Below are 18,991 nucleotides of genomic sequence, written 5' to 3' on the forward strand. Positions count from 1 at the left end.
AGCCACTGCGACGTGCTGAATGTATGGCAATCCAAAAGCAGCTAAGCCCATTGATAATGGTTAGACTCGGCACTGCAATGCAATCTACAAGCCGGGTAAGTCATCCGGTTTTGTAGGATAGACTCTGGATAAATGACGCAGATGATCTCCCCATCCAAATGCGAGATCAGCGGAGATGTCTCCGTCCTGCAGCGGAGCGCTGGGAGACGGTACGAAGCGGTGCTGTGCCTTAGCGAAATCCTCTCCCAGTGCCGCGAACCCGAGGATCTTACGAAGATCCTCTCTGATCAGCTGCGAGAATTTCTCGAGTTCCTGCAGTTCTACATCATTGTCTACAAAGAGAACTCGACGGAAGTCGAATGGATGGTGGTCGGCCAAGAAAAGAGCCTCGTAGCCGGCTATGCGGATGTACCCGTCGAACAGCGGCCGTCATGGCAGGCATACACTACCCAGGAGCCGTTTCATATTCGCGACTGGAACACGGATGAAAGAGTACCGGCACGCCTCAAGGATGGAATTTCCGCTCAAGGACTCGACGTCGGCCCGCTTGTTTTTGTTCCCCTCACTACGCCGCATCGTCGTCTGGGCGCGTTGGGCATGTCCGGCTCTCCTGGAACCGAATACAGCAGCGATGACATTGGCTTCTTGCGACTCATTGGCCGAGTCGTCGCATTCGCGATTGACGACAATTTCAATCTTCGCCAGGCGCAGGCGGCTCGCGCGGAATTAGAGCGTCAGAATGAAAAGCTCCAGCGCAGTGAACGCGAGCTGCGCGATGTTATCGAATCGATTCCATCCATGGCGTGGTCAGCCTCGGCAGACGGAGCGGCTGAATTCTTCAATCGACGCTGGTTAGATTACGCTGGGCTTACGGCGGAGCAGGCACAGGGTTGGGGCTGGACAACTGCGGTCCACCCTGACGATCTAAAAATTCTGGTGGAGTACTGGCAGGGGATGTTGGTTTCCGGCAAACCGGGTGAGATCGAAGGGCGTCTGCGCCGTTTCGACGGAGTATACCGGTGGTTCTATTTCCGCGCGACTCCGGCCTTCGACGAAAGCGGAAAGGTTGTCAAATGGTACGGAACGAATACCGATATTGAGCTACGAAAAAAAGCTGAGCAGAATCTCGCCGTCCAGAACACTCGACTTCAACTCCTTCTGAAGCTCACCAACCAGATCACTTCCGATTTGGAGCTTCGGAAAGTGCTGCGTGCAATCTCTGCCAGTATTCGGGAACTGATGCATTGTGATCTAGTACACATCTCGTTGCCTGATGCAGCATCGGGAAAATTCCGGGTGCACGCATTGGATTTTCCGGACGGCAGAGGCTTTGTTAAAGAAGAACTACTCATCACTCCGGCGGGCGTCGCCAAACGAGCTCTTGAAACCCTGGAGCCAGCGGTTAGACGCATAGGCAATCGCGAGGATTTTCCTCCCGATTATTACGAGTTACTGCTCGCTGAGGGAGTGAAGAGTCAATGTGTGATACCTCTCGTGAATCAGGGGCGAGTAGTCGGAGTCCTGGCAATTGCCCGGACCACAGACAACGGATTTACGCCTGAGGATATCGACTTCCTTAAAGACGCGTCCGGGCAAATAGCGATTGCCATTGAGAATTGCCTCGCGTTTCGCGAAGTTACCGAACTCAAAGAAAAACTTGCTCAGGAAAAGCTCTATCTTGAATCAGAGATCCGGGGCGACATGGAGTTCGGGCAGATTGTGGGGCACAGCCCGGCGCTGAAGCGCGTTCTGCAATTGGTCGAAACCGTCGCAGCCGTCGATTCAACCGTCCTGGTACTCGGTGAAACGGGCACGGGCAAAGAGTTGATTGCCCGTGCGATTCACGATAGCAGCCGCCGGAAGGATCGCACCTTTGTGAAGGTGAACTGTGCCGCCATTCCGACGGGCCTGCTAGAGAGCGAGTTGTTTGGTCATGAAAAGGGAGCCTTCACGGGCGCGATTATTCAAAAGATCGGCAGGCTGGAACTTGCCGATCAAGGCACCCTGTTCCTGGACGAAGTTGGCGATATTCCGCTTGAAATCCAACCCAAGCTATTGCGGGCGTTGCAGGAGCGGGAATTCGAACGGCTCGGAAGCACGCGCACCCGCAGGGTGAACATTCGACTCATCGCCGCCACCAACCGCGATCTCGAAAAAATGATGGCTGAGCATGAATTCCGCAGCGATCTGTACTACCGCCTGAACGTGTTTCCGATCCGAATACCGCCGCTGCGGGAGCGCAAGGAAGACATTCCTCTACTCGTGAGCTATTTCGTTGAGAAATTCTCCAAACAGATGCAGAAGAAAATCGACAGCATTCCTACGGCTGTAATGAAGAGCCTGAAGATATGGGAGTGGCCCGGAAACATCCGCGAACTTGAGAACCTCGTCGAACGCGCGGTAATCCTTACGCGCGGCAGATCGCTGGAGGCTCCGTTATCGGAGCTACGCAAAGTGGCGGTTGATAATGGTGAGCGCACCCCGGCAGATCAAGACAACATTGCCCGCATTGTGAAAGAGACCATCAAAGCACTACATGCGAACAGCGCCGTGGCGGATCAGGATACGAAGAAGCAGAGAGACGCGATCGTGCGCGCGCTCACTGAATCGAATGGGCGCGTGGGTGGCACCGATGGAGCCGCCGCGTACATGGGCCTCAACCGCACTACTCTCCTCGCCCGAATGAAAAAACTCGGCATCGATGCCCGGGACTATGCCTGATGCACTCAGCATAAGTGTCAAAGCTGCTTTGACAGTCTCAACTCTCGTCAGCCGAGCCCTATTCCGTACTGAAAACAAAAGTACTTACCGCTCCGAGCGTTTGGCAGCCGCCTTGCTTCCTGACGCCTTAGGGACAGGTGCGCATGTTGAAGATATCGCTTGTCGATGGCCAACGCGAACGCAAGCTCATTGTGGAGGGCACACTAGTACCCCCCTGGGTCAGTGAACTCGAAATCGCCTGCGAAAAAGCAGGAGATGATCTTGATGGCCGCAAACTCGTCGTTGACCTGAGAGGCCTGACGCGAATCGCTCCGGAGGGAGAGCGTGTGCTCTTGCAATTGATAAAAAACAAGATCAAGCTCCAATGCGGCGTCTTTGTGAAGGAGCTTCTGAGACAACTTGTTCGCAGCACTCATCAGAACGCATCGGCCGCGACAGATGTCCTAAATGATGTGGATTCGGAAGGATGAGTGTAAGGTCAGCCCGAGATGGGCCTGGAGCGACTGTCAACGCCCTCGATAACAGCCTTGACACCTTCCTCCTTGTCTCGATGCTTCGAATGCGTCACCACCCTGTTTTCAATCGCTTACCGGAAGCTGAGAGTTGGCACGCTGATTGCATTCCTGCCAGCGCAGGCCAACTGCCACAACCATGGGAGGTAGTAATGAGCACCACAACCGAGACGACTCTTCACATTCCTAATCCTGCAAGCCATGCTGCGCAGAAGCCTCGCGCAGCGCTGAATCACGTAGGCGCCAAGCGGCTCGCGGGCAAAATCGCGGTCATCACTGGCGGCTCGACTGGGATGGGTCTGGCCACAGCAAAGCGATTTGTACTGGAAGGGGCGGATCACGTCTTCATCACGGGCCGTCGCAAGGATGCGTTGGAATCTGCCATTGCTGAAATCGGCGAAAAGGTGACGGCCGTCCCAGGCGACGTCGCCAGCCTGAGCGACCTTGACCGAGTGTACGAGTTAGTCGATGGATATGGTCGAAAAATCGACGTGGTCTTCGCGAACGCTGGGATTTCACAAGTGGCACCGTTGGGAACTGTCGACGAGAAATTCTTCGACCTTCACTTTGATGCGAATGTGAAGGGACTGTTTTTCACGGTGCAGAAGGCGCTTCCTCTGCTAAAGGATGGCGCGTCGATCATCCTGAACGCATCGATTGCCACCATCAAGGGCTTTCCCGGCATCAGCGTGTATAGCGCCACAAAGGCCGCTGTCCGATCCTTCGCACGCACATGGACCAATGAACTCCGCGAACGCCATATCCGCGTGAACGCGATTAGCCCGGGCCATATCGATACGCCGATATTCGAAAGCTGGCAGACCGGCGAGGCGCTCACTCAGATGAAAGAAGAGCTCGCAAAGAACGTTCCATTAGGACGACTCGGAGATCCGGATGAAATTGCCAAGGCCGTCGCATTTCTCGCATCGGACGAAGCAAGTTACATCTCTGGCATCGAGCTCTTCGTCGATGGCGGCGTGGCGCAAATCTAATCAGCCGCATGCTTTCATTCCAGTCCGATCCTGAGTCTTCCGAGACTATAGGACAGAGGCGGAGGATTCAAGCTCAACAATCAAAAACCGAAGATGGAGAATCCTATGCAAACCGCTCAAGCGGATTACTTCACCGCATATCACAATCTGAAGCTGACTCGCGATGCCGATGGCGTGCTGGTTGTCGAGTTCCATAGCAACGGAGGGCCGTGCATTATGAACGCGCAGGGTCACACGGAGTTTGTCGATGCGTTTTACCGGATCGGACAAGACCGCGCCAACAAGATCGTTATCCTCACCGGCGCGGGAGGGGACTTCATTATCGATGTTGACTGGTCATCGTTCGGCGACGTTTCTGATCCCGGCGTCTGGAGCCAGGTTCACGACGAGGGCGTTCAGGTTCTGGAAAACATCGCTAACATACGTGTGCCGGTGATCGCGGCGATCGAGGGACGCGCCTACGTGCACTCCGATTATGTACTGCTCGCCAATGTCATTGTTGCGGGCGATGGTGCGACCTTTCAGGATGTTGCGCACTACGCCGTAGGGGTTGCGCCTGGGGACGGCATCTTTACGACGTGGAGTTATCGCGCCGGCGCAGGAAGAGCCGAAGCGTTCCTTCTAAATCCGCAACCATTGAAGGCGCGCACCGCACAGGAATGGGGAGTCGTGGCTGAGGTTGTGCCGAACGGTAAGACTCTCGCCAGGGCACGCGAATTGGCCGCGCTCTATTTGAAGGCCCCAGAGGTAACTCGGCGTAACACGCGGGTTCACTTTATCCAGCCCCTGAAAGAGCGCGTTGCGCGGGAAGTCGGGTATGGGCTATCGCTTGAAGGAGCGTCAGCGGCCGACCTAGTGAAGTCGATGCATTCAAACACGGAACCCGAAGCTGCGACGGCAGGTGTTGCATAAGTGCGTCTGAAACGACTACTCTGGCCCGGCGGCGCAGTGGATCGCGGCGCCGACTGGAGGATTCTGCGTTTATTGAATCATCACAAACAAACCTTTCTCCGGAGGAATTGCATGAACAACACCAAGAACGAAACCACGAGTGATACCAGGGTCACTTCATCCGGACAATTGCCGAAGGAGCCGCTCGTCGAAGAGCTTGATCTCCTCATTCTAGGCGGTGGCACCGGATCAACAATCGCCGCGTGGACGTTTGCCGCGGAAGGCAAGCGTGTCGCCGCCATCGACCGCAAATACATCGGTGGATCCTGTCCAAACATCGCGTGCCTTCCAAGCAAGAACATCATCCACAGTGCCAAAGTCGCGTCATATTTCCGCCACAGCAACGAGTTTGGAATCACTCATAACGGCTTCACAATCGATATGTCAGGAGTTCGTGAACGCAAGCGCAAGATGGTGCGCAGCTTGAACGAAATGTATTTGAGCAATTATGAGAAGACAGGCGCGGAGTTCATTCCAGGAACGGGGCGATTCATTGCTCCCAAAACGGTGGAGGTCGTCCTCGCCGACGGGACCATCCGTCGACTCCGCGGCATGAACGTAATCGTCAGCACCGGGACGCGCGCCAAGCTCGAAGCTATTCCTGGTCTCGCTGAAGCGCAACCGCTGACGCACATTGAGGCTCTGGAACTCGACCAGATTCCCGAACACCTGGTTGTCGTTGGCAGCGGCTATGTCGGAGTTGAGTTTGCGCAGGCGATGCGCCGTTTCGGCAGCCGTGTGACGGTAATCGGACGCAGGCCACGCTTGATGCCCCAGGAAGACGAAGACGTGAGTGAAGCTCTTCGCGGTCTACTGGAAGACGAGGGCATCGACGTTCTTCTGAATACGCGGATCAAGCGCGTATCAGGAATATCAGGAGACTCGGTGAGAGTTCTCATCGAGCAAAACGGAACGGAAAAGATTCTCGACGCGAGCCATCTGCTAGTAGCTGCGGGACGCACTCCGAATACCGAGGGGCTTGGACTCGAGTTGGCCGGTGTGGAACTGACGGATCGCGGATATATCAAGGTCAACGAACGGCTACAGACAACCGCGCCGGGCGTTTGGGCCATTGGCGAAGTTGCAGGCAGCCCGCAGTTCACACACATCAGCGTCGACGATTTCCGGGTCGTACATAACAACCTCAATGGAGTTCACCATGTGACCACCGGAAGACAGGTTCCTTATTGCCTGTTCACGGACCCTGAATTGGCCCGCATTGGATTGAATGAGAATGAGGCCAGAGCTCAAGGCACTGCGTATCGCTTGTTCAAAGTTCCAATGGAATCCAATCTGCGAGCGCGCACCCTCTCGGAAACGCGCGGGTTCGTGAAGGCGCTGGTCGAAGCTGATAGCGATCGCATCCTCGGCTTCACGGCATTCGGTGTCGGAGCTGCGGAGATTATGTCATCCGTCCAGATCGCGATGAATGCCGGAGTGCTCTATACGGCCTTGCGCGACGCCATCCTGACACACCCAACATTGGTCGAGGGGCTGATACCACTGTTCTCTTCCACGCCATCAATTCCAAGAATGGAATCGGAAGTGACGACCTCGCAGGCACTGACAGCAACACGCTAAAGACCAACCGCGCCCATCTGGGCCGCATCTTGCCTGGCCCCTTGCCTGAACCCACTCGCGTTCCCTTACATCCCGTCACGTTCACAGGTTTCAGGCAAGCAATCTCGTAACTCAGACAGCTGACACTGCGATCTTGCAGCGTCTTTGAAGGCTTGTCCGCGATGTAGAGGCTCCTCCAGAGCCCCGTACGCAACTAATCGCACAAAAAGCAAGTCTGGTGAGTGCGGTTTGCTTGAAGCATTCTTCCGATGGCTCCGGTTGTCGGAGAGCGAAAAATCGCAGATGCGGTCATCGGCGAAAGGCACTTCTGCGTGCAACGCGATCGCTTATTGCAACCTGACTTCGAGCGCTAGGAGCCGTTGTCACTATTGTTTCAACCGCAGCGATAGCTCGATGGACCACCAGATTCGTACCGCATGTTGGAGGTTTTTGGAGTACTCCCTCTTTTAGGCCACATGAATTTCCCATGACGATCTTGTAATCCGACAAAATCTGTCGTATATAGGTATAGGACTAATTTAGTCCGATATCAGAAGTTGCGACTCAGTCGCAACTGGAGACGCCCTTTGCTTCTACGTTGCCAGCTATTGAGTGAAGTGGAAGCCAGAGGGGTACGGCTGACTGCGCAGCGCCGCGCACTGATTGAAACCATCCAGGAGGCGACGACTCATCTGGACGCGGCAAGCCTGCTGGAGCTGGCGCACAAACGAGATCCGAACATCAACCGGGCTACGGTCTACAGAACCATCGAACTACTCAAGCAGTTGGGCTTAATCGACGAACTGGACCTCATGCATCTCAACGGCGAAAAGCATTATTACGAGGTCAAGACGGAGAAGGAGCATCTGCATCTGGCCTGCTTTAAGTGTGGAGAGATTGTAGAGTTTGCGACTCCCGCATTTGAGCGGTTGAAGCATGAGATTGCAGCGAAGAACCAGTTCGAGATTCAGGCAATACGGCTTGAAGTTGGAGGACTTTGCGGCCTGTGCGCTGCAAAGAAACAGAAGCAATTGCAATAGCAGATGGAACCAGGCCCTCGCGGGTATCTCTTGGCGGAGACCACGGGGACCTGAGAACCACAGCCAAATAGTCTGCGGGCTGCCCTCACTATAGGGTTCCTGCCGCAGAGATTCAACTCCATTTTGGGCCGGCAACTCATGCCGCTGACTCGAACGATGAATGGTGTTTCTTGTGAGGCAATGATGAAGGGTATAGCACTCTCTGTGTCTTGGCGAATTCGTGTCCTTCCCTTGGTTCTTCCAGTTCTTTTCCTATTTGTAGTTCCGTTCCAATTCCAGACCAGCGTCAATGTTCCGATCACCGTCCAGTAAGGGCTTCTGCCCCACAGAAAGAACAGGAGAGAAATCATGTCGAGCAGAGCCATTCAGTTCTTAAGCAGTATCGGGAGGGCGGTTTGCGTTGCCGGAGTTCTATCCGCCGCATTGGCGTGGGCCAGCGTGGGAGGAAGCATCTCGGGCACGGTGAAGGATCCGTCGGGAAGCGTTGTCGTGAATGCTCACGTGGCGGTGAAGGAAACCAGTACAGGGATTTTGCACGAGACGAAGACGGATAGCAAAGGGTACTACACCTTCCCGGTTTTGCCCGTCGGTCACTATGTGCTCGACGTGGAAGCTCCGGGGTTCGGTCAGTACGAGCGTAAGGATATTGCTCTCGATACCAGCGCGGCGCTTACGTTGGATGCGCCGCTTGAAGTTGGAAGCGTCTCTCAAAACGTGTCGGTAACGGACAACACGCTGCACGTTGAGACAGTGAGCACGCAGATGGGACAGGTGATTACCGGCCGGCAGATGGCCGCGGTTCCGCTTGACGGGCGCAGCTATACAGATCTTTTGTCTCTGCAACCGGGTGTCGCTCCCCAGACCGCGATTAGTGACACCACAGTGCAGGACGTGGGTGCAACGGTTCTCAATCCATCCGGCACACTGAACCCCGGCAACCTCTCCGTCAACGGACAGCGTGAGACGGCCAACTATTTCAGCGTGAACGGCAGTGACGTGGAAGAGGATGTCAACGCCGGCACAGCCGTCATTCCCAACCTGGACTCGATCGCGGAGTTTCGGATTATCACCAGCAACTTCGATGCAGAGTATGGCGAATACAGCGGCGGCCAGATCAGCGTAGTCACGAAATCGGGAAGCAATGCGTTTCATGGCAATGCCTTCGAGTTCTTGCGCAACACCGACCTCGATGCGCGCAACTACTTCTCGCCCACCCGTGGCGACTTCCGGCAGAACCAGTTCGGTGGCACCTTCGGCGGTCCGATCCGCCGCGATAAACTGTTCTTCTTCGTCGACTATCAAGGCACGCGGCAGACCCAGGGCGTCGATACCGGCAACATCGCTGTTCCATCCAGTGCGGACCGCACCGGCGACCTCTCGGACTATACGACCGGTCCCGGTGGAAACCAACTGACTGGAATCGTCGGCGGCCCCTATTTCGCGAACATCCTGACCCAGAAGTTGGGTTATGAGGTGACAGCGGGCGAGCCGTACTATCTGCCTGGATGTATCTCTTCCTCCACTTGTGTTTTTCCCAATGCTGTAATCCCGCAGACGGCCTGGTCGGTTCCCGCGCAGAAGATGCTGCAATATATTCCCGCACCGAATACTACGCAGGGCACCTTTGCTACATCTTCCTATGACCAGACGGTACGCGACGACAAAGCCGGCGCCAGAGTCGATGCGAATACGCGGTGGGGACTGATGTCGGCGTACTACTTCATCGACGACTTCAACCTTGTCAATCCTTATCCTGTCGCGCAAAGCGGCGCTAACGTACCGGGCTTTTCCGCGCTGACGACCGGCCGTGCGCAACTACTCACTCTTGGTGACACGAAGAGCTTCGGCGCAACAATGGTCAATGAGTTCCACCTGAGCGTGATGCGCGACAACACCAATCTCGGCCAGCCCATCGGAGGCCGCAGTGTAAGCCTGGCGTCGCAGGGATTTGTGAATGCGGATGGAACCGACAGCATCGTGGCCCTCGATCCTAAAGGACAGAGTGTTGAAAATCTCAACTTCAATGCTTATTCGACCGGAGCAGCGGCTAATCAGCTGATTCAGGTGAACAACACCTACCAGGTGGCCGACAGTTTTTCGAAGGTGCTGGGCAATCACACCATGAAATTCGGCGCGGAGTTCCATGCCGATGAGGTCAATGCTTCTCCCATAGCGCAGTTCAATGGCAGCTTCGTCTTTGCCGGACAGGAGACTGGCGTTGACTTTGCGGACTTTCTGGTTGGCGTGCCCAGCCAGTACAACCAGAGCCAGTTGAATCCGTTTTATGCGCGCGACAAATACTTTGGAGTATTTGCGCAGGATAGCTGGCATGTTCTACCGAACCTGACGCTGAACTACGGGCTGCGCTGGGACCGCATCGCGCCCTGGTCGGAGAAATACAACCAGATTTCGACCTTCGTTGCTGGCGCGCAGTCGGTTGTATTTCCCGGTGCGCCTCCGGGTATCCTGTATCCCGGCGATCCTGGCATTCCAAATACCCTGGCCCCAATCGATTCGCTCGATTTTTCACCGCGTGTCGGCTTGGCTTGGTCTCCCCAGGCCGAGAATGGCAGCCTCTTCAGAAAGCTTTTGGGCGCTCCGGGCAACACCAGCGTGCGCGCCAGCTTCGGCGAGTTTTATACCGCCATTGATGCGGTTGAGATCGGCGTTCTTGCCGCGAATGCTCCTTACGGCACAACGTATTCAAGTCCCGCGCCGCCGCTCTTTGCAACGCCGTTCATCAATGCGGCGGACGGAACCAACAACGGCCAGCCGTTCCCGTACAAATTCGCGCCGCTTAACTCCTCACGAAGCAACCCCGATCCGAATATCAATTGGGCCACATACGAGCCCATCAGCGGCATCCCGGGATACGACATCCACAACCATACGCCGTATACGGAAGAGTGGGTGCTCTCAATCGAACGCCAGGCTGGTCCGAAGACCGTCTTCAGTGCGAGCTACATCGGCTCTGCTTCCCACCGGCAGCGTGTGCTGGTCGAATCGAATGCGGGCAACCCTGCTCTCTGCCTGAGTCTGAGCCAGCCGAGCGATGTGATGTTTGGAACACTCACCTGCGGAGCCTTCGGCGAGGATACGACGTATTACCCCGCGGGCGGGGGAACCGTGAACGGAACGCGCGGGCCGCTGGGACCGAACTTCGGCAGCAATGCGCTCCAGTCCAATATCGGCCACGCCAATTACAACTCGTTGCAGCTCAGCGCCCGGCATACCGCGGGACGGCTTGAGTTCGATGCTTCCTATACCTACGGCAAGTCGATGGATGAGTCGTCGAATATTGGCGAAGAGGTCAATCCCTTCAATCCTGCGCTCAGCTACGCGCTATCGGCATTCGATGTGAAGCACAATTTTGTCGTCAGCTATGACTATCAGTTGCCGTTCGATCAATTCTTCCGTCCCAACCGGCTGACGAAAGGCTGGTCGCTTTCCGGCATCACCCGCTTTGCGAGCGGTTTTCCTGTGACTATGATCAACAACAATGACAACTCGCTGATCGGGACGAATCCAAACGGTGTGAACAACAGCAGCATCGACGAGCCGGACTACAACGGAGGCGCGTTGGGTTTGAATAAGAATCCGCGCAGAAACGGCAACAATTACTTCGACACAACGAATTTCAGCATGAATGCGCTGGGAAGCCCGGGCACCGCCAAAAGACGTTTCTTCTACGGCCCGGGGGCCGACAACTATGACATGGCGATCGCGAAGAATCTGGCGTTCACCGAATCGAAGAATCTGCTGTTTCGGATGGAGGCCTTCAATGTCTTCAACCATGCGCAGTTCAACGGTCCCCAGGCGGTTGATGGAAATATCGGCAGCTCTACTTTCGGAAACGTGATCAGCGCAGCGGCCCCACGCATTCTGCAAGGGGCGCTCAAGTTCTCATTCTGAGCAACGGAGTTGCCACGGTGTATTTACCGTGGCGGCGCGTTCTTTACGTATTTGTCGAACCAGCGAAGCATCTCGTAAACCAACTGCTCGTTCGATTCCATCGCCGAATACCAATGCGGCTCGTGCGGGAGGACGACTAATCGGGCAGTGCCGCCATTACCTCGAATCGCTTCGTAGAGCTTATCCGATTGCAACGGTGTGGTGCCGGGATTTGCGTCTTCCCCTCCATGCACGATGAGTAGCGGTGTCTTCAGTTTGTCAGCGAAGAAGAATGGCGAGACCTTCTGATAGACGTCGGGCGCTTCCCAAACCGATCGCCGCTCGTTCTGGAAACCGAACGGCGTGAGCGTCTTGTTATAAGAGCCGCTGGTTGCAACACCAGCCCGAAACAGGTTAGAGTGGGCCACCAGGTTTGCGGTCATTAAAGCGCCATGGCTGTGGCCGGTGACTCCTATGCGGTCGGGATCGGCTACGCCTAGCTGCACAGCCTCGTCGACTGCGGCTTTGGCGTCAGCGACGAGCTGATCCAGATATGTGTCGTAGGCTTTTTTCGGATCGCCGACGATGGGAAACGAAGCATTATCGATGATCGCGTAGCCCGCGAGAAGCAACAGCCTATATTGCCGCAGCCGGGTGAAGGTTTCCTGCGAGCCTACTACCTGGCCGGCTTTTGAAGCGTCGGCATAGTCCAGCGGATAGGCATAAAGAATAGTGGGGACGCGCGTGCCCTCCTGATAGCCGGGCGGCGTATAGAGGGTGAACGAAAGGTCAAGCCCATCGGCCCGCTTGTACTTGACCAACCGCTTCTTGATCGCTCGCACCTCCGGTGTTGGGTCGGGAATGTGGGTGACGGCTTGGCTTGTCGAAACAAAGACTGCTTCTCCGGCAGGAGCGTCGGCGGATTTTCCCAGCGTTCGCGCAAAGGCATTGGGCGGGTCGGACGGCGATTGATGCCAGGTGAGAAACTTTCGCGTGTCCGGCCCGGTGAAGGAAAGGAACTGCTCGTAGGATGTCTTATCGCTTCGAAACATACGTTCGTATCGCAAGGTCTTGAGATCGAGCCGATCGAGGAACGGCCGGTCTCCGTCGGACGATGCGCCGCGTCCTTCAAGGTAAATTGAGTCGCCGTCCTGGCGAATAACTCTTGATCCATTCGGAAGCTGGTGCCTCACTGGTTCGCCCGGATCGCCATAGCTTTCGTCCATGGAGAGATCCCAAAGCAGGCGAGGCTTTTTCTGTCGATCGTCGGCGTCGAGGATGAATGTCCGTGTCCAATGGCGGTTCTCATCGTATTCCGTGAGAAGAGCGACATCCTGGTGGTCACTCCAGAGGATCTCTGCATAACGCTGCTCGGTGCGCGTGATTTCGACGGCCGGTGAAGTGAACGGCGCCTTCTGAAGAAGTATTTTGTCGCGGGCTGGAGCACTCACATTCCAGTCGCCGCCATCCAACGCTTCCGCCCAGATCAGCGTCGCCGGCTCGGTGGCGCGCCAGGAAAAATCGCGGGGCCCAAGCGGCACGCCGTGGATTGGAACGCGATCCGCCAGCGGAAGCGACGCGATGGTATGAACACGAAGGTTTGAGGGTTCCGCAATGTCCCAGACTTCGACTTCTTTGGGAAAGCGATCATAAGTCGTGATATACGAGTAGGGTTTGTGGATCGCGGTGACGAGTATGTGCTGCCCATCCGGCGCGGGGTCGACGGATTGGTAGTTTCCAGGCGTACCCACAGGCCGGATCGCTCCGGTGGCCGCGTCGACTAGAGCGAGTTGTGAGGCCGCGAAGTAATTGAAAAGATCCTCATCGTGCGTGTTGCGGAGCGTGTCGCGGTTTTCATAGGTACTGCTCTGACCTTTTTCACCCTCTGTCTCCTGAATGCTCGGACCAATTGGCGCGGTTGGTTCAGGAGGCGGCGCACCCATCTCCGCGGGAACTAGCTTGACCAAGAGCCTTTTCTGGTCGGGCATCCATTTCATTTCGTCGTTGAACATTGGGTTGAGACGCGCACCGGACACCTGATGAATTTCGCCGGTCTTCGCGTCGCCGATCCAGAGCTCGACCGCGTCCGGCGCTAGATTCACGAACGCGAATCGTTTTCCGTCAGCGGCCCAGATTGGCTGGCCTGGGCACGCACCCTCGGGAAGCGCGACGGGGATTTGCGCGCCGTCGGCGATATGCACCAACGCGAAGCTCCTGGCGCAGGGCGTGATGCCGTAGCCGCCAGGGGTGTCGTGCTTGCTGTGATTCTTCGGCTCGACGCGCACGCCGGCAAGGCGCAGGAAAGGTGTCGCCACCCGAGAAATCGATGGGTAGTCTTGCCAGGACACCAAGAGAATCGTGTCCTCTGTCGGGCTTACCAATGGAACTGGCGGGGAAGGCGCGTGCATTACGTCCAGAATGTATTTTGGCGGCTGGTTATATCCGGATGGGTGATCAATCGAGGCCGCCGGTCCTGAGGTCGCGGTCGATGAGGACGGATTCGATGAGGACGAGTTCGACTGCGCGATAAGGGGCGCTGACGCCGCACAGGCTACCATAACTCCGGCCAAAAGACGGTTCAAGGCGTTTCTGACTGGCATGAATTCCCTCCCCCTTAATTCACCGGGAAAACGCGATAACCAAGACGATACATCGCAAATTGGATCAACATTCAAACCATAAACGCGGGCACTTCTTGAGGACTACCGCGTCCCATTGAGTCATCTTGATTTTCCGTTGAGCAGCCAGTATACTCGCGCAGTTTCCGCTGAGCGCATTTCTGTCAATCATTTCCTTCCAGAGGGCTCAGACTAGAGACATCCCTCTACAAGGGGAAAAGCGATGGTTCCGCGCTCTCGCCTGGGTCACGGAAGTTGCCGAGCCCTACGCCCGCCAGGCGGAATCGTTGCCCGGGATCAGTTCCTACTTTTTGCAGCAGAGACAGAGCAATCTGAGTCAGCTCTTCCTGTGAGGCTGGCGGCTCCGGGGCCGTCTGGCTTCGGGTCATCACGCGGAACTCAGCCGTCTTCAACTTCAAGACCACGGTGCGGGCGATTCGCGATTCCTTGCGGGAAGCGAGCCATGTTTTTTCGGCCAAACGCCGAATCATGGGTTCAGTTTCGGCAAGGAGTACATCCTGCTCAAACGTGTCCTCGGCTGAGATGGACTTTGTCGGCCGGTTAGGCACGACCGGATTCTCGTCGATTCCGCGAGCCAGTTCATACAGGCGTTGTCCGTAGCGGCCAAACATGCGTTGCAACTCGTTGAGCGGGAGGGTTCGTAACTCCCCGACCGTGCGCATTCCGAGCCTGACGAGCTTCTCTTCCGTGACTTTTCCAACTCCGGGGATGCGGCCCACAGGCAATGGAGTCAGGAAGCTCGCCACCTCCGCGGGCTGGATAACAAAAAGCCCATTCGGCTTACGCCAATCGGAGGCGATCTTCGACAGGAACTTGTTGGGAGCGACACCCGCAGAGGCAGTCAGGCTGAGCTCTTCGCGGATTTGCTGCCGGATTGTGCTGGCGACTTTCGTAGCCGTTGCGAGGCCGGTCTTATTCTCGGTGACATCCAGATATGCTTCATCGAGCGATAGCGGCTCGATGAGATCCGTGTGCCGGAGGAAGATCTCGCGCACGGCGCGTGAAACTGCCCGATAACGCGTGAAGTCGGGAGGGACAAAGACTGCCTCCGGGCACAGACGCTCGGCATGCGTCGCGACCATGGCTGAGCGCACGCCAAAGTGCCTGGCCTCATAGGAGGCCGCGCAGACTACGGAGCGCTTTCCCCGCCAGGCAACGACAACCGGCTTCCCGCGCAGCTCCGGACTATCGCGTTGCTCGACGGAGGCGTAGAACGCATCCATATCCACATGAACAATCTTCCGTCCGTTCATCCCATATTCATGGTAGGCCGTTTTCGAGAGGGCTCTTTAAGAATTCAGGGACGCTATTCGGGAATATTGCGTCTATTAGAGCGCAAGCGACAACGCAAGAGTGAGAAGCAACGCCGTGACCGAGATGATGGTTTCGCAGATCGACCAGGTCTCAATCGTCTGCGCTACGCTCATGTTGAAGTACTCCTTCACAAGCCAGAAGCCGCCGTCGTTGACATGAGAGAAAATGAGCGAGCCAGCTCCGGTGGCAATGGCCAGCAATTCCGGTCGAACGCCAGTGCTATGCAAGGCGATTGGCGCCACAATGCCGGCGGCTGTCGTCATAGCCACAGTCGCGGAACCGGTGGCCAGGCGCATCAATGCGGCGAGCAGCCAAGCAAGCAGCAGCAATGGAATGTGGCTCTGCAACGCAACTCCGATAATGGCCTGAGAGACGCCGCTATCCTGCAATATTCTTCCAAAGCCTCCGCCAGCGCCAACCAGCAGCGTGATTGTCGCCGTAGGTGCGAGGCATTCATTGCTGAAGCGCAGAATCGTCTCTCTCGTAAAGCCGCGTAACCGGCCAAGTGTGAAGAAGCTGACCAACACGCCGATCAAAAGAGCCATGTCATCGTTGCCGGCGAGATGAAGCGCCTCGTTCAACGCGCTCTTCGGCGTTGCGATTGCGTCGGCCCAACTGCCGATCAACATGAGAAGAACGGGGAGCAGGATGGAGAACACAGTAAGCCAAAAGCCAGGCAAGCTGCGCTCCGATCCGTGATCGACAAACTGCGCGGAGATGGAATTCTCCGTCGGAAGCTGGATGCGCGGAGCGATGAATTTCGCATAGATCGGCCCGGCGATAACGGCTGTGGGCAAACCGACAAGCAGGGCGTAGAAGATCGTACGGCCCACGTCTGCTTTATAGATGGTTACCGCAAGCAGAGCTGCGGGATGCGGAGGAACTAGCCCGTGGACTACGGAAAGCCCAGCGACCATGGGTAGACCGACCATGATCAAGGATGTTTTTGTTCGCCGCGCAACCGTATATGCGATGGGAATGAGGAGGACGAATCCAACCTCGAAGAAGGCCGGCAGGCCAACGACGAGGCCGATGATGACCATGGCCCAGTGCACACGTTTCTCGCCGAAGAGGCGAATGAGCGTGTAGGCGATCTGATCCGCGCCGCCCGACTCCGCCATCATCTTCCCCAGCATGGTGCCAAGAGCCACGACGACTGCAATGTGACCAAGAGTTGCGCCGACTCCAGCTTCAAAGGAGTGAATGATGGTGGAAGGCTGCATGCCGGTGACCATTGCCAGACCAAGCGAGGCGAGCAGCAGGGTGATGAACGGGTTCAGCTTGAAGACTGCGATCAGCAGAATCAAGCCGATCACGGCAGCAAGAGCCGAGACCAGCAGAAAGAGACTGTGAGGGTCGATCGTGAAGGTGGTCAAGAGCACAGGATGAGCGCTTCTCCGGCAGCGGAACGGCTAGAAATCAAGATTGAAAGCCTTGCACGATCAACGGTTGGGAGCCTTGTAAGCCACGCAATCAATTTCTACTTTGCAATCGACGACCATGCTCGATACAACGCATGCACGGGCAGGAGGATGCTCGCCAAAGTGCTCTTTGAAAACCGCATTAAATGACGAGAAGTCGCGCGGATCTTCAAGCCATACGCCACAACGTACAACATGCTCGGTACCGTAACCGGCTTCTTCGAGAATCGATAAGAGATTGCGAATGGCCTGCTGGGATTGAGCAACGATATTGCCTGCTACCACCTCGCCTTTTACCATCGGAACCTGACCCGATACATATAACCATCCATCGGCCTCGACTGCGCGCGCAAATGGAAGATGCTGACCGCCCGTGCCCTTGCCGCCTTCTACTCCGTACCGCTTTATGCTCATCCTGCGCTCCTTGTCTAAGTTGAGTTATCGTTCGAGTTTCTGAACCCGGTTTCCGAATAAGGGCTATTGAATCCACGCCGTTTTGCCGCGTGGGAGAAAGCGCCCGGAACGATTCTGGGTAGCTCCGTCAGAAGTATACGAAAGAACGCCATTGACCCATACGCCTGCGATTCCCTGTGCGGGGCGTATGGGATCGGCAAATGTCGCTGTATCGAGGATCGTTTCTGGATCGAAGAGCACGAGGTCCGCGCAATAACCCTCGCGTATCAAACCACGCTCTTCCAATCCGAATCTCCGCGCGGGCATGCCGGTCATCTTGTGAATTGCCTCAGGAAGCGAAAACAACTTTGCCTCGCGACTGTAACGGCCTAACACGCGGGGAAAGGTTCCCCACAAGCGAGGATGCGGCAAGGGATCGTTCGGCAAGCCATCCGAGCCGATCATGGTTGCAGGGTGGCTAAGAATACGGCGCATATCTTCTTCCGAGATACTGTGATAGATAGCTCCGGCAGGCCTGAGCCGTTGTGCCGCTTCGTATTGCGTCACGCCCCAAGCTGCTGCAATTTGCGCCAGTGACTGGCCAGCCATCTCCGGGTGCGGCGTGCTCCATGTAATCGTAATTCTTACCCGCTCATCTACTTGCCGCAGATCGAGCGTACTCGATCCGGCTGCGTAAGGGTAGCAGTCACAACCCACCTGTTGCAGGGCTCGCGCCGTATCCAAAGCGTCAAGCACCTCGCCGCTTCGTCCCCAGTTGGCGATGCCAGCGCATTTCAGATGAGAAACAATGACCGGTACCTGGCTCATGCGGCCGATTTCAAATGCTTCCTGCATGGCATCGAGAATCGCGTCGGATTCGGTGCGCATATGAGTGGTGTACACCGCGCTGTGAGAGGCAAGCAACTCCGCAAGCGCCAGCACTTCTTCGGTCGAAGCGGCATTTGCCGAAAGATAGGCGAGGCCGGAGCTCAGACCCAATGCGCCCCCGTCGAGAGCTTCCTTGAACTGTGCACGCATCGCGTCGACTTCAGCATCCGTCGCGGTGCGGTCCAACCGATCCATGTGGTTATTGCGCAAAGACGTATGGCCAATAAGGGCGGCAACATTCACTGCCGGGTGCACTTGGCCGATAGCCGTAACATAGGCGGCAAAGGTCGGATAGCGAAAATCTTCCACGCCGCCGAGCAGGTTCATGGGGTCAGGCGGTTCGCCGCGAAGCTCGACCGGAGAGGCGCTGATGCCACAGTTGCCCACGATGACCGTAGTTACACCCTGCGAAAGCTTGGGCAGCATCGCCGGCGTTCGGATTACACTGGTGTCGTCGTGGGTATGTACATCGATAAAACCCGGCGTCAGCGCGAGACCTTCTGCGTCCATAACAACGGATGCGCTGCACTCAAGAGATGGGCCAATTGCACAAATGCGATCGTCGTGGATAGCAACATCGAGGACCTCGGAGGCGGCGGCGCTGCCGTCCAAAACGCTTGCGTTTCGTATGATGGTGTCGCAATTCAACATGCTGGCTGACTCAGAATA

The 18,991-nt window shown here is 56.4% G+C and carries 12 protein-coding genes; 7 read left to right on the plus strand and 5 right to left on the minus strand.

Features of this window, described 5'->3' with window-relative positions; all coding sequences use genetic code 11:
- Positions 1 to 132: 132 nt before the first annotated feature.
- The 7 genes from OHL23_RS17315 to OHL23_RS17345 all read left to right on the plus strand — a co-directional run bounded on the left by OHL23_RS17315 (position 133) and on the right by OHL23_RS17345 (position 11,688).
- Positions 133 to 2,721: a sigma 54-interacting transcriptional regulator gene (locus OHL23_RS17315; protein WP_263353163.1), complete on the plus strand. Its 2,589-nt coding sequence runs from the start codon at positions 133 to 135 to the stop codon at positions 2,719 to 2,721.
- A 143-nt stretch (positions 2,722 to 2,864) separates the two neighbouring features.
- The gene (locus OHL23_RS17320; protein ID WP_263353164.1) at positions 2,865 to 3,191 is read left to right on the plus strand and encodes a hypothetical protein; all 327 of its coding nucleotides are present in this window, start codon (positions 2,865 to 2,867) and stop codon (positions 3,189 to 3,191) included.
- Positions 3,192 to 3,526: 335 nt separating this feature from the next.
- Entirely contained in the window at positions 3,527 to 4,225 is a 699-nt protein-coding gene (locus OHL23_RS17325; RefSeq protein ID WP_396127378.1) for an SDR family oxidoreductase, read from the plus strand.
- 105 nt (positions 4,226 to 4,330) lie between these two features.
- The gene (locus tag OHL23_RS17330; RefSeq protein WP_263353166.1) at positions 4,331 to 5,137 is read left to right on the plus strand and encodes an enoyl-CoA hydratase/isomerase family protein; all 807 of its coding nucleotides are present in this window, start codon (positions 4,331 to 4,333) and stop codon (positions 5,135 to 5,137) included.
- A 111-nt stretch (positions 5,138 to 5,248) separates the two neighbouring features.
- Entirely contained in the window at positions 5,249 to 6,757 is a 1,509-nt protein-coding gene (locus tag OHL23_RS17335; protein WP_263353167.1) for a dihydrolipoyl dehydrogenase family protein, read from the plus strand.
- 566 nt (positions 6,758 to 7,323) lie between these two features.
- Complete coding sequence (locus OHL23_RS17340; RefSeq protein ID WP_263353168.1) at positions 7,324 to 7,776, plus strand: Fur family transcriptional regulator; 453 nt, start codon at positions 7,324 to 7,326, stop codon at positions 7,774 to 7,776.
- A gap of 348 nt (positions 7,777 to 8,124) precedes the next feature.
- Complete coding sequence (locus OHL23_RS17345; protein WP_263353169.1) at positions 8,125 to 11,688, plus strand: TonB-dependent receptor; 3,564 nt, start codon at positions 8,125 to 8,127, stop codon at positions 11,686 to 11,688.
- A 23-nt stretch (positions 11,689 to 11,711) separates the two neighbouring features.
- Here OHL23_RS17345 and OHL23_RS17350 read toward each other — a convergent pair whose 3' ends face one another.
- From OHL23_RS17350 to OHL23_RS17370, 5 genes are all read right to left on the minus strand, one after another.
- Positions 11,712 to 14,267, minus strand: coding sequence for a S9 family peptidase (locus tag OHL23_RS17350; protein WP_263353170.1), 2,556 nt, complete (start codon positions 14,265 to 14,267; stop codon positions 11,712 to 11,714).
- Positions 14,268 to 14,491: 224 nt separating this feature from the next.
- On the minus strand, positions 14,492 to 15,559 hold the full coding sequence (dinB, locus tag OHL23_RS17355) for a DNA polymerase IV (RefSeq protein WP_263353171.1): 1,068 nt from the start codon (positions 15,557 to 15,559) through the stop codon (positions 14,492 to 14,494).
- A 75-nt stretch (positions 15,560 to 15,634) separates the two neighbouring features.
- Positions 15,635 to 17,002 carry a GntP family permease gene (locus OHL23_RS17360; protein ID WP_263353172.1) on the minus strand — a complete coding sequence of 456 codons (1,368 nt, stop codon included), beginning with the start codon at positions 17,000 to 17,002 and terminating at the stop codon, positions 15,635 to 15,637.
- Positions 17,003 to 17,062: 60 nt separating this feature from the next.
- Positions 17,063 to 17,455, minus strand: coding sequence for a RidA family protein (locus tag OHL23_RS17365; protein ID WP_263353173.1), 393 nt, complete (start codon positions 17,453 to 17,455; stop codon positions 17,063 to 17,065).
- A 63-nt stretch (positions 17,456 to 17,518) separates the two neighbouring features.
- A complete protein-coding gene (locus OHL23_RS17370; protein ID WP_263353174.1) occupies positions 17,519 to 18,973 on the minus strand; it encodes an N-acyl-D-amino-acid deacylase family protein in 1,455 nt (484 codons plus the stop codon).
- Between the last annotated feature and the right edge of the window lie 18 nt (positions 18,974 to 18,991).

Source organism: Acidicapsa acidisoli, assembly GCF_025685625.1.
In the GTDB taxonomy this organism is placed as follows: domain Bacteria; phylum Acidobacteriota; class Terriglobia; order Terriglobales; family Acidobacteriaceae; genus Acidicapsa; species Acidicapsa acidisoli.